The organism is Chitinophaga tropicalis, from assembly GCF_009758205.1.
Taxonomy (GTDB): Bacteria; Bacteroidota; Bacteroidia; order Chitinophagales; family Chitinophagaceae; genus Chitinophaga; species Chitinophaga tropicalis.
The window spans coordinates 82,778-94,861 of the sequence record NZ_WRXN01000010.1; the positions used below are offsets into that span (position 1 = coordinate 82,778).

Annotated in this window: 10 protein-coding genes; 7 read left to right on the forward strand and 3 right to left on the reverse strand. The window is 46.6% G+C overall.

Going from position 1 to position 12,084, the window contains the following annotated elements; genetic code table 11:
• Positions 1 to 83: 83 nt before the first annotated feature.
• Complete coding sequence (proB, locus tag GO493_RS20785; RefSeq protein ID WP_317165450.1) at positions 84 to 1,118, reverse strand: glutamate 5-kinase; 1,035 nt, start codon at positions 1,116 to 1,118, stop codon at positions 84 to 86.
• Between the two features lie 116 nt (positions 1,119 to 1,234).
• On the opposite strand from proB, the gene GO493_RS20790 reads away from it, so the two are divergent.
• From GO493_RS20790 to GO493_RS20820, 7 genes are all read left to right on the forward strand, one after another.
• Positions 1,235 to 2,992 carry an SGNH/GDSL hydrolase family protein gene (locus GO493_RS20790; protein ID WP_157308157.1) on the forward strand — a complete coding sequence of 586 codons (1,758 nt, stop codon included), beginning with the start codon at positions 1,235 to 1,237 and terminating at the stop codon, positions 2,990 to 2,992.
• A 109-nt stretch (positions 2,993 to 3,101) separates the two neighbouring features.
• The gene (locus GO493_RS20795; RefSeq protein ID WP_157308158.1) at positions 3,102 to 5,411 is read left to right on the forward strand and encodes a GH92 family glycosyl hydrolase; all 2,310 of its coding nucleotides are present in this window, start codon (positions 3,102 to 3,104) and stop codon (positions 5,409 to 5,411) included.
• A gap of 90 nt (positions 5,412 to 5,501) precedes the next feature.
• Positions 5,502 to 6,005 carry a hypothetical protein gene (locus GO493_RS20800; protein ID WP_157308159.1) on the forward strand — a complete coding sequence of 168 codons (504 nt, stop codon included), beginning with the start codon at positions 5,502 to 5,504 and terminating at the stop codon, positions 6,003 to 6,005.
• Between the two features lie 758 nt (positions 6,006 to 6,763).
• Complete coding sequence (locus GO493_RS20805) at positions 6,764 to 7,225, forward strand: hypothetical protein (RefSeq protein WP_157308160.1); 462 nt, start codon at positions 6,764 to 6,766, stop codon at positions 7,223 to 7,225.
• A 129-nt stretch (positions 7,226 to 7,354) separates the two neighbouring features.
• Positions 7,355 to 8,068, forward strand: a complete 714-nt coding sequence (locus GO493_RS20810) for a hypothetical protein (protein WP_157308161.1) — start codon at positions 7,355 to 7,357, stop codon at positions 8,066 to 8,068.
• Positions 8,038 to 8,874 (forward strand): sensor histidine kinase, encoded by an 837-nt coding sequence (locus GO493_RS20815; RefSeq protein WP_157308162.1) that lies wholly within the window; start codon positions 8,038 to 8,040, stop codon positions 8,872 to 8,874. Before GO493_RS20810 ends, GO493_RS20815 begins: the two co-directional genes overlap by 31 nt.
• Positions 8,846 to 9,523: a response regulator transcription factor gene (locus GO493_RS20820; protein ID WP_157308163.1), complete on the forward strand. Its 678-nt coding sequence runs from the start codon at positions 8,846 to 8,848 to the stop codon at positions 9,521 to 9,523. The genes GO493_RS20815 and GO493_RS20820 overlap by 29 nt, the downstream gene beginning before the upstream one ends.
• On the opposite strand, the gene GO493_RS20825 is transcribed toward GO493_RS20820, so the two are convergent.
• Positions 9,520 to 10,785 (reverse strand): DUF2264 domain-containing protein, encoded by a 1,266-nt coding sequence (locus tag GO493_RS20825; protein WP_157308164.1) that lies wholly within the window; start codon positions 10,783 to 10,785, stop codon positions 9,520 to 9,522. The two genes, GO493_RS20820 and GO493_RS20825, sit on opposite strands and share 4 nt — an antisense overlap.
• Positions 10,785 to 11,987 (reverse strand): glycoside hydrolase family 88 protein, encoded by a 1,203-nt coding sequence (locus GO493_RS20830; RefSeq protein ID WP_157308165.1) that lies wholly within the window; start codon positions 11,985 to 11,987, stop codon positions 10,785 to 10,787. Before GO493_RS20830 ends, GO493_RS20825 begins: the two co-directional genes overlap by 1 nt.
• Positions 11,988 to 12,084: the final 97 nt, after the last annotated feature.

A 12,084-nucleotide genomic window follows, 5' to 3' on the forward strand; every position in this document is an offset into this window, starting at 1 on the left:
CACAGTTTATATCACTTCTGTAGCTTCTTTATACCTCCGTTCTATCTCCCCACTACCTCCCCACTACCTCCCTTCTACCTTCTCTATAGCAACACAATATCATCTGCATGTGCAATTTCAAGGTTCTGCTGCTTGCTGTCTTCAGACAACACTTCTGACGATACCTTTGCACGTGCTACTGCAATTACATTATGTTCTTCGTCCACTATCTCAAACACTTCCCCGCCTTCAAACTTCTCCAGTACGGTGAGCACTCCTACTGCCAGCAGGCTACGTCTTTTCTGCAGGGCGCTCAGCGCACCTTCATCTACCAGTACCCTGCCGGTTACCAGGCTGCCGCTGGCCAGCCACTTTTTACGGGCGGGCATGCTGCATGGCTGTGGAAGGCATAAGGTACCGGTTTTGCCTTCGATGGCGTTCAGTATGCCATCGGGTGTATGAATACCAAAGATGACCACCCTGATACCCATGCGGGTGGCCAGACGGGCGAAGGTCAGTTTGGACACCATACCTCCCAGGCCCAGGTTGGATTTCTTAGTATCTGCAAGAGATAATACAGCTTCGTCTATTGCTTCTATGCGCGGTACTACTTTGCCTTCCCTGTCCAGTACTCCGCCTACGGAGGTGCTGAATAAAAGCATGCTGGCTCCAAAGCCTACGGCTATCAGGGTAGCCAGTTCATCGTTATCGGAGAATTTCAGCTCCAGGTCGCTCACCACGTCATTTTCATTTGCTACGGGTATTACTCCGCTTTCCCACAGCTCTTCATAGGTTTTCTTCAGCTGGAGGAACTGTGCACGGTTGCTGAAATGCCTGCGTTCGCAAAGGCTTTGCGCAATGGCAATATCATACGGAGCAAAATAGCGTGCATATTTACTGAGCAGCAAGGGGTTACCTATGGCTGCTGCGGCTTTACGCTCGCTGATGGTGCCGCTGTAGTTTTTAAGATACTTCTTACCTGCGGCCACTGCACCTGACGAAACCAATACAATGTTGTACTCTTCTTTAAGATCTGCTGCCTGCCTGGCTATGGAGGCTACTATTGTTTCATCCAGCTCCCCGTTCTCATGTGTGATGGAAGCTGTGCCAAATTTTATTACTAGTATCGGTTTTGCCACTGCTCACTGAATTTGCTGCCAAAATATTGAAAATGCTGCGTTTTTTCATTAAAAATGATCATTGGAATAATAAAACGGAAAACAATATTTTTATTTACTATCAAATACAATGAGGTATGCGCTTTTTCAATATACGTAGATGGGCTCTCTTTATGACCATTGCCTTATGCAGTTACTCTGCTATGGCCCAGGATACTACCCGTTACAGCTGGTGGGACCCGTCAAAGAACAGTTTTCCTGTTATAGGCGGACAGGCATGGCCTTCCGGGATGGCAGCGTCTTACAGCCGGCTGCCGGCAAGAGCAGAGAAAGATGTACGTCCGGAGGTGTGGAAGCTGGCCGGGCAATCTGCCGGGCTGTCCGTACGTTTCAGGACCACTGCCAGCGAAATAGTAGTGCGTTACACTGTTGCCGGCAAGCTGGAAATGCCGCATATGCCGGCTACAGGGGTAAGTGGGGTAGACCTGTATGCCCTGGATGAAAACGGCGGCTGGAGATGGGCTGCCGGGAAATACAAGTTTGCAGATACCATTACCTGGCATTTTTCCAATATAGGGAACAGCGCCAGGGAATACCGGCTTTACCTGCCGTTGTACAACCAGGTAAAATGGCTGGAAATAGGGGTTCCCGGCACTGCTGCTATTCAGCCTTTGCCTGTAAGACAGGAAAAGCCCATTGTGGTATATGGCACTTCCATTGCCCAGGGCGGCTGTACATCCCGCCCCGGGCTGGCATGGACCACGCAGGTAGACAGGCAGCTGGACCGGCAGGTGATCAACCTGGGATTTTCAGGTAACGGGCGGCTGGAACCTCCTATCATTGAGCTCATCTCAGAAATAGACGCAAAGGTATATGTGCTGGACTGTCTTCCCAACATCAGCGGAATGCCGCCGGCAGAGATACAGCAACGCATAATAGATGCGGTGAAGCTGCTCAGGCGTAAAAGGCCCAATACGCCTATCCTGCTAACCGGTCATCCTACAGCATCCATACAAATGGTCAATACCCTGGGCGGAGGTAATTACAGCACGGCCAACACAGCCCTGGCAGACGCCTGTCAGCAATTGCAGCAGGCAGGTATCAGGCAGCTATACCTGCTGCCTGCGTCAGATATTCACTTTGATCTTTCTGCTACAGTAGATGGCGTTCATCCCGGCGATGCAGGCATGCAGGCCTATGCAGACGCGTATGTAAAAACATTACGTCATATACTGCAGGAGCCGGAAGGAACTATCAATACTACCATAGCCTGCCGGCAATACCGGGAGCTGATGCGTTATGACTGGGATGCACGGCATAACGAAATACTTTCCATGAACAAAGCGCATGCCCCCAAAGTGGCCATACTGGGTAACTCCATTATTCATTTCTGGGGAGGGCTGCCCCAGGGACCTTATGCCCGCGGCGCTGATTCATGGAAAGCAGTTATGGACGCTGCCGGCACACGCAATATGGGATTTGGCTGGGACCGTGTTGAAAATGTGCTCTGGCGCGTATATCACGAAGAGCTGGATGGCTATGATGCGAAAAAGGTCATTGTTATGATAGGTACCAATAACCTGCAGATGAACACCAATGCAGAGATCATTGCCGGCCTGCAGCAGCTGATAGCTGCTATCCGTCAACGGCAGCCCAAAGCAGATATACTGCTGGCAGGCATTCTGCCAAGAAGAGAAATGGAAGAACGCGTTGTTAACATCAACAATGGTATTATGCAGCTGGCAGGTACAGCGCAGGTGCAGTTCATTAACCCCGGGCAGGTGTTGCTGCTGCCTGACAGGCATATAGATGAAAAACTGTTCACAGACGGATTGCATCCAAACGCTGAAGGCTATAACAGGCTGGCATCGTTCCTGCAGCCTTACCTGAAGTAATGCAGAGCCATTTACATTTCGTTTAAAGTCTTTTACCCAGCTGTGACATGCGATTCTTTTTGAGCTACTACTTTACAAACCTATCTAATCGTAAAAACTATTATTGACAATGGGTGCACGTTTTGCTTCTCATCTTTCCCTGGTTACAGCTTTCCTGGTTTGTACGCAACAGTTTTCACAGGCGCAGGATAAAAACCTGCTTCAATATGTAAAACCCATTATAGGCACAGAAAAAATGGGCCATACTTATCCGGGCGCCACAGTGCCTTTTGGTATGGTGCAACTGAGCCCGGAAACAGATACCATTCCTTATGAAATGAATGGGAAGTATAACCCGGATGTATACAAATACTGCGCTGGTTACCAGTATACAGACAAGACCATAACAGGGTTCAGCCATACGCATTTCAGCGGTACCGGCCACTCTGACCTGGGAGATTTCCTTATCATGCCTACTACCGGCAAGCTGTACCTGAATCCGGGAACGGCCACTGATCCGGCAAGCGGTTACCGCTCCACTTTTTCACACAGCAATGAAACTGCGGAAGCAGATTACTATAAAGTTAAACTGGATAAATACAATATCACTGCCGAGCTGACTGCTACCAACCGGGTAGGGTTTCACCAGTACACTTTCCCTGATGCTACAGATCAGGCGCATATAGTACTGGACCTGATGGCAGGCATTTACAACTACGGTAACAAAAATGTATGGACGTTTGTAAGAGTAGAGAACGATACGCTTATTACAGGTTATCGGCAAACTAACGGATGGGCGCGTACGAGAACTGTGTATTTCGCCATGTCTTTCTCCAAACCGTTCACGCAGTATGGCCATCAGAACTATGCTAATGATGTATACAAAGGCTTCTGGCGTAAGTTCGATGTAACGCGTAATTTCCCTGAAATGGCCGGCAGGCAGATCAGGGCATGGTTTGATTTTAAAGTAGCTGCGGGTGAGAAGGTGAAGATAAAATTTGCCCTCTCTCCTGTAAGCACAGAAGGCGCACTCAATAACCTGCGTACAGAAGCGCCGGGATGGGACTTTGAAAAAGTGAAGCAGGACGGGCAGGCCATGTGGGTAAAAGAGCTGCAGAAAGTGAACGCTACCCTGAACAGTGAGGATGAAATGACCAACTTCTATACTGCCATGTATCATGCTTTTCTCAGCCCTACTACTTACATGGATGCTGATGGCAGCTACCGCGGACTAGACCAGAACAACCATAAAGCCAATGGCTTTACCAACTATACAACCTTTTCCCTCTGGGATACCTACAGGGCTTTACATCCGCTGTTCAACATGATACAGCCAAAACGTAATGCCGATATGGTACAGTCGATGATAGCGCACTATGAACAGAGTGCACAGCATATGCTGCCGGTATGGTCTCACTATGCCAATGAGAACTGGTGCATGATAGGTTATCACAGCGTATCTGTTATTGCCGACGCCATCATCAAAGGCAATGCTCCTTTTGATGTGAACAAGGCGCTGGATGCCTGTGTGACCACTGCCCGTCACCGCAGTTATGATGGCCTTGGCTACTATATTGATATGGGCTATGTGCCTGAAGACAGGAATGGGTCTTCTGTTTCCAAAACGCTGGAATATGCGTATGATGACTGGTGTATTGCGCAGGTAGCGAAGAAGCTGGGCAGGCAGAATATTTATGAGGAGTTTATCAAACGTTCTCAAAATTACCGTAATGTGTATGATGCGGCCAGCGGGTATATGCGTCCGCGGTTATACAATGGTTCTTTCCGCGAAGCATTTGATCCGCTGAAGACAGATAACCAGGGCTTTATTGAAGGCAACGCATGGAACTACAGTTTGTATGTACCGCAGTATCCGGCAGAGATGATAGCGCTGCGCGGAGATAAGAAGAGCTTTTCCCGTCACCTGGACTCTCTTTTCACCATGCACCTGCCGGACGAGTTTTTCGCTGAAACAGAGGACATTACGCGCGATGGCATTATCGGGAATTATGTTCATGGCAATGAACCTTCTCATCATGCCGCTTACCTGTATAACTGGACCGGAGAACCCTGGAAAACACAGGAGAGGGTACGTATGATCCTGAAGAAGATGTACCGTCCAACCTCCGACGGGCTGGGTGGAAATGATGATTGCGGGCAGATGAGTGCCTGGTATATTTTCACTTCACTTGGTTTTTACCCGGTATGTCCTGGTTCTGAGCAGTACATCCTGGGCAGTCCGGCAGTGAAACAGGCCACGATACAGCTTGAGAACGGGAAGACTTTTACAGTGGAAGCGCCGGGGCAGAGTGATAAGAATGTATATGTGCAGAAGGTGACGTTGAATGGACAGCCGGTGTTGAGCAATAGTATTACACACCAGGATATTATGAACGGAGGCCGCTTAGTATTCCAGATGGGGCCTAAGCCTAAAAAATAAGTTTGCGGTCACATCCGGGAGAGGGATGGACGGGTATCCCGTCCATCCCTCTCCTTTTTTCCGTAAATTTATATGGATCAACCTGTATATATGAAAGCTTCTTCTCAACAGCATAATTTCAGGTTTCACAATCTGGGTATCGGCGATATACAGTTGGGCAGAAAGCCTGAGCAGATCCCTGCCCTTGTTCCTTTCCAGCGGTATTCCAGGAAGAACAGTTTCATTGTTTCCCCCAATCCTTCCCTTTACCAGTTTTTTAACGGAGATGTGAAAGTCATGATAGAGAATGATGATCCCGGCCTTGCCCTGCAGCATCTTTTTACCAGTATAAACGAATATGGGTTTATCAACCGTATCTTCCTGTATACCAGGAAAACGAATGAACGGCTGGCGGGAAGGCTCAGCCAGCTTTATGGGGAGCCTAAGATGCGGAAGGCCGGCCATGGCACACAGAACGTATGGGTAACAGAAAGTGAGACAGAGATCACGCTATTCAGCCCTTTATTTGATCCGGACATTAACCAGGTCATTTCCTTCCGTTTTTTTCATGACCTGCCGGCATTGAAGGAATATATCATTGAAGGTAGAACGTAGAAGGTTATATCAAAAGAAAAGGCCTGCTAAAAAGCAGGCCAGTTATGGTACTTTGGGGGGGACAATACAATTTAGGGTTTTCAAAGGGTACAATATTTTAAATCAGCATTCAGGCTTAATTGCCTTCTCAATATTAGAGAAAATAAAGTTCCGGTAACCGTCATTGAAAGCGCAAACGAAAGAAGTCTATAAGGCAAGTGAGTTATTTGTTATAACACACAAATAAATCCCGGAATTTCAAAATGCCTGTGATCCATACCAATAGAGCATTTCAACAATACAAATATCTGATTGGCCGTCTTTTCCTTACAGGTAAGCAGGGATAAAAAACCGGCAATGAATCAAGAGGAAATGTAGCAATACACACTCCAAAACTGCGTAAATACCGGTAGTCTGATACCCGAATTTTCACGGTAAAAAAACGCCTCTTTTGTTAAGGGTATATTAAAAGAGCTATGTCCCTGACCTTGTGATTAAGAAAAAACGCCCTATACATGTGAAAAAAAATATACACCGATAAATTACGGTAATATTGTACCGTGATTTACGCAGAAAATACCTCATATTTATACAGAAAAAGAATGCAAAGAGACGGTATTTATATTATATAAAATTATATATGACCTGATTGAGCAGTAATTATGAATTTATTATGTTTGTAATGTTATGATTATCATTAACTTACAACGATTCTTCTATGCTCAAAGGAGCTAGTTTTAGGTTGTCAACGAGATTTTCAAAACCTAAAATAATATCTTATGTCAGCCGCAAAAATCATGAAAGCAGGTCAGTTTGTAAACGATAAGCATGTTACAATGCTGCGCGAAAACTATAAAGAAAACAGGTGGAAAGCCAATTCTGAGCGACTGGGCAAGATGGATTCACTGAGCGTTTGGTATAGCCTGGACGAGCTGAAACAATATATTGAGACTGCTGAAGCTGCCGGAGCCGATGGGATCAGGGTTTATTTTGGGGTTTATCCTTCCACTTTCCCTGAAAATATCCTGCTGGAAGACAGGCAGACCATTGTTTTCGTAGCTACCCAGCAGAAAACCGGCCAGACCGGTAAAACCGAAAATAAAGATCTGTATGTTTCCACACCTAAAGGCGCTGAGATCATTGCATTTAATTACGGATTACCTTGTCCACCGGCCTGTGTAGGCGATGCTGAGATAAAAACCTCCCTAACCAGAGTAGAAAAACAAACTGTTAATATCTGACCTGTTTCCCCATCTTTATAAATCAAATTTAGTACTGCCGGATACCTGTCCGGCAGTTCTTTTTAGTAGAACGAAAATTATTTAGGAACACTTTTACTAATTTACCGCTGTAACTTAATCGTTGTGTTAGTGTCTAATAGCTGTTACCATTTATTGTCCTCCTTTGTAAATCTGCATGTGTTGGGATTACACCAGATCTCCCTGTACAGGTTGCCGATACACGTTTTTATTATCATACTATGCCTGATTATAGCTTTACTTTCAAAATTCCAGAAGAATCCGCCACATTATCTTAATTCTTTTATTATCTATATCATCCTGACAATTACCATAGAAATGTTTGCCTGGTGGTATAGCCTGCATAGAAAGAACAACCTGATCTTTTATAATTTCTATACCATTCCGAATATTACTTACCTGTTATACCTGGTCAGGTCTTTCCTGTCCAACTCAAAAGTTATCCGGATGCTGGATATATTCATTATCGTATATCCCGGCATTGCGCTTGTCAATATTATCCGGACCCCGCATACCTTTAATACCTATGCGTTCCTGATTGGCTGTACGCTGGTGGTGATAGCTACTATCTGCTATTTTTATGAACGTATCAAATACCCGGGCCCGCAAAGCCTGTTAAAGGACCCAACGTTCTGGATCTCTACGGGTTTACTGTTTTATTATACCTGCAGTCTGCCCCTGAACGGGATACTGAACTTTATTTCAAATATGCCATTCTATGTATATACAACCATTTATTTCATTAATGTTGTGATAAATATTATTCTATATTTATTATTCAGCATCTCGTTCTTATGCAATCTGATTTCCAGGAAGTCTTCCTAGTCATTTTCTCGTCCATTTTCCTGCTGGTTTTGCTTGTTGGCTTCATCGTTATCATGCTGATACTGAACCAGAAAGGCAGACAGGCGCAGGCACAGGAGCTGAGATTAATGAAGGAACGCTATGAACAGGAGTTACTGAGATCGCAACTTGAAATACAGGAAAACGTATTCGGGCATTTATCGCAGGAGATCCATGACAATATCGGGCAGTCGCTCACTTTCGTAGCCCTGTCCCTGTTAACGGTACCTGTAGAAAACAACAGCGAGGCGCATGAATATATAGAAGAAAGCAGAAAAGCGTTACAAAAGGCGATTACAGAGCTCAGGGACCTTTCCCGGAGTCTGCACACGGACCGCGTTACTGAAATAGGCCTTGCCAACTCTGTCCATTTTGAACTGGAGCGACTGAAGAGGACCAATTTGTACGAAACTTCCGCTAATTTTGCAGACATACGGAACCTGCTTGATCACCAGACGGAGATCATATTATTTCGCATTGTTCAGGAAATGCTTAATAACATAGTCAAGCATGCCAAAGCGAGTAAAGTTGACGTTAAACTATCACATCAGACCGATATTATCGTACTGGAAATTAAAGACAATGGTGTAGGCTTTGAACCAGATGTATTGTTTGCCGATCAGGAACAACGTAAAGGCCTCGGGCTTATGAACATTCAAAAAAGGGCTTCCCTGATAGGGGGCACCTTCCATATCAATAGCGCAAAAAATAGCGGTACAGCCATTCGTATCACTATACCCGTAAATAAACAGTCATTCCATGAGCACAACCAGGAAAGCGAAATATAGTGTTGCAATTGCCGATGACCATGTGCTGGTCAGAAAAGCCCTTGGCAGGCTGATTAACACTTTTGCAGATTATTTCATTCTATTTGAAGCAAGCAACGGAGAAGAAGTAGTAAAGATCATCAACAACCGTGAAGTACAATTACCCGATATACTGATACTCGACGTGAACATGCCGGGTATGAACGGTTATGAAACAGCCACCTGGATCAATAACCATTTCCCTCAGATAAGAGTACTGGCCCTTTCTATGCTGAATGATGAGTCAGTGATCATCAAAATGCTGAAATCAGGCGCCAAAGGTTATATCATGAAAAATGTGGAACCGGACGATCTGAAAGAAGCGTTCGATTCCATTATCAAGAAAGATTTCTATCTGCCTGATTATATATCCGGTAAAGTGATCTCCGGGTTACAGAAGGATGTATTGTCACTCAGCGAAAAAATAGAACTTACGCCGAAGGAAAAAACTTTCCTGCAGTTTCTCTGTACAGAGTTGTCTTACAAGGAAATTGCACAGAAGATGTTTGTGAGCCCCCGTACAATAGACGATTATAAAAGCAGTCTTTGTGACAAGCTGAAAGTAAAGACCCGTGTGGGACTGGTTATTTTCGGCATCCGTTACGGGTTAATAGATATTAACACCGATTAAATTGCATGGTCTTTTTCCACTGTTTTACCCGCCCACGCTTTCTGCGCCGTCCACTCCTGTGGCGGCGCCACCCAGAATGGATGTCCGGCCGGCAGGCCCAGCGCCAGGAATCCTGCTGTGCATAGATACAGGCTACCGGTAGAAGTGTAGATGTCAGCAATTTCCGGCTGATGCCCGCAGAAGCCCAGTTGCAGCCAGCCCTTACTGTCAAAGGTGCCGGGTGTCTCAAATATCCTGCGCATCACTGCCGTTAATGCACATCTTACCTGTGCTGCAGAAACGCCTTCCGGCAGCTTTTCCAGCAATGCCAGCTGTACCAGCGGCTGGAATGCGGCATTCCGGTATGTCATGGAACGCCCTACTACCGGGAAGGTACCTTCCGGAGAGATCAGTCTTTCCTGGATGGCGCCATAACGCTGCATGCGCGTCAATGCCTGCTCATACTCCTGTTTCCTGGTCTTCCCCCTGTCTGACAATACTTTCAATACATCTACCAGCATAGGTTGTATTACAAAGCCATTGTAATAGTCGTAATGAAATTCAGGCCCATCCCCATACATTCCATCTCCCTTATACCATTCCTGGTGTTTCTTTACCGCATAGTCAACCCGCATACTATCCCAGTCATCTTCTCCGAACATAAGCAATGCGGCCTCTATCATTGCGGCAAACAGCAGCCAGTTGCTATATCCCGGGCGTATGCTCCGCAGGCTTTTAAAACCGGCTATTACGCCTCTTTTTACTTCCTCAGGCAATGGCTTCCACAACTGCTCCGGGGCACGCACAAAAGCATGTGCCAGGAAAGCGCCATCTACCAGCGGCTGTCCGTCATATTTACCGGTAAAGTTCATTTCATCAGGCCCACCCTGACGTACCGCCTGTGCAGTAGCCTGATGCGCATAACCGGTTAAACGGACCCGTATTTTGCCTTCTGCCGTATTATCGGCCCCCAGTTCCAGCCAGGGTGCAATACCGGCCATAGTACGCCCAAAAGCCTCCAGGTAAGTCACTTTTTCCACCTGCTTCCCGTAAGAGGGCGCTACTTCCCTGGGCATGGCCAGCTTCAGTTCTCCTTTGGCCAGGTTTTTCAATACCGGCTCTGCAATGCGGACCAGCAGGGAAGACCAGTACTCCCTGTCAGCTACAGGAGCAGCGCTGCTTCCGGCAGGCACATTCCCTGCCTGCCAGAAGCTGTTGTCTGCCTTTACAGCGCCGGCCATACCGGCCAGTGGCACCGCTTTAATAAAGTTACGCCTGTCCATTATTTAGCCCATTGTTTATAACGCAATAACGCTTCAACAAAGTAGTAATCTGCATAGGTGAGCGGTACATCCACTTCAGATTTATGGGGCAGGGAGCCTACGCTGTGTTTAAGTATGAAATCGTTGTTCTCGCCTTCTTTTGCAAGATAGGCAGGGCTGCACAGGCTTTCCAGCATCTTCTCTCCTGCTTTCCAGTATTTTGCTGATGTTTCGCCCTGGGTGTAACGGCTCAGTTCCAGCAGTGCTGAAGCGGCTACTGCACCGGCAGAAGCGTCACGCGGAGCGTTCGGAATATCCGGCGCATCATAGTCCCAGTAAGGAATCAGATCGGCCGGCATATGCGGATTATTCAGAATGAATTCAGCAATATGTCTGGCCTGTTCAAGATAGGCTTTGTCTTTCGTTTCACGGTACATCATGGTATAGCCATATAATCCCCATGCCTGTCCGCGGGACCATGCAGAGCTGTCTGCAAAGCCCTGGTGCGTATTCTTTGCCACCACAGCGCCGGTAGTGGTGTCATATCCAATTACGTGATAGGAGCTGTAGTCTGGCCTGAAATGATGCAGTTTTGTGGTATTGGCATGTGTGCGGGCCACATGCGCAAAAGAAGTATCTCCGCTTACCCTGGTAGCCCAGGTAAGCAGTTCCAGGTTCATCATATTGTCAATGATAACGGGAAACTGCCAGTCGCCATGGTCCCATGACTTGATACAGCCTACAGTGGGATTGAAGCGGGTGCAGAGTGAACGGGCGCTGGTAAGCAGTACGTCTTTGTAGGCAGGATCTTTGGTGAGCCGTAGTCCGTTACCAAAGCTGCAATACATCATAAAACCGAGATCGTGCGTTCCTTTGTTGTTCTTTTCTTTTTCTACCAGTGCAGTACGTTTGATAGCTTCCTGTCTGATAGTTTTATCTTTCGAATATTCATACAGGTACCATAGTGTACCGGGGTAGAAGCCGGCTGTCCACCATTCGGACTTCGCCGTTACCAGGCTGCCGTCTTTCGGGTTGGTGCTGCGTGGCAATACGTTGTCAGGAACATGTTTTGCCATGAGCTTGTACTGGCGGGTGGCCAGGTCCAGCGTTTTATTTGCCAGAGAGATCATTTGTTGTTTTCGGCTGCTGCTTTTCTGTGCTACGACCTGGGTAGCTGTGCATGCGGCCAGTAATCCGCAGAGCAGGAATGATAGTTTTTTCATGCGTGTAATGTTTTTATCCGGACCTGTATTCTTTTATATTTTTTACGCAAACGTTTGCGGAACTCTTTACACGTATATCTGTAAGGATGACAGTTCC

What these genes read in the sequence shown, in the direction of transcription:
- GO493_RS20790 (WP_157308157.1), top strand. Translation starts at nt 1,235, where the DNA reads ATGCGCTTTTTCAATATACGTAGATGGGCTCTCTTTATGACCATTGCC.
- GO493_RS20795 (WP_157308158.1), top strand. Translation starts at nt 3,102, where the DNA reads ATGGGTGCACGTTTTGCTTCTCATCTTTCCCTGGTTACAGCTTTCCTG.
- GO493_RS20800 (WP_157308159.1), top strand. Translation starts at nt 5,502, where the DNA reads ATGAAAGCTTCTTCTCAACAGCATAATTTCAGGTTTCACAATCTGGGT.
- GO493_RS20805 (WP_157308160.1), top strand. Translation starts at nt 6,764, where the DNA reads ATGTCAGCCGCAAAAATCATGAAAGCAGGTCAGTTTGTAAACGATAAG.
- GO493_RS20815 (WP_157308162.1), top strand. Translation starts at nt 8,038, where the DNA reads ATGCAATCTGATTTCCAGGAAGTCTTCCTAGTCATTTTCTCGTCCATT.
- GO493_RS20820 (WP_157308163.1), top strand. Translation starts at nt 8,846, where the DNA reads ATGAGCACAACCAGGAAAGCGAAATATAGTGTTGCAATTGCCGATGAC.
- GO493_RS20825 (WP_157308164.1), bottom strand. Translation starts at nt 10,785, where the DNA reads ATGGACAGGCGTAACTTTATTAAAGCGGTGCCACTGGCCGGTATGGCC.
- GO493_RS20830 (WP_157308165.1), bottom strand. Translation starts at nt 11,987, where the DNA reads ATGAAAAAACTATCATTCCTGCTCTGCGGATTACTGGCCGCATGCACA.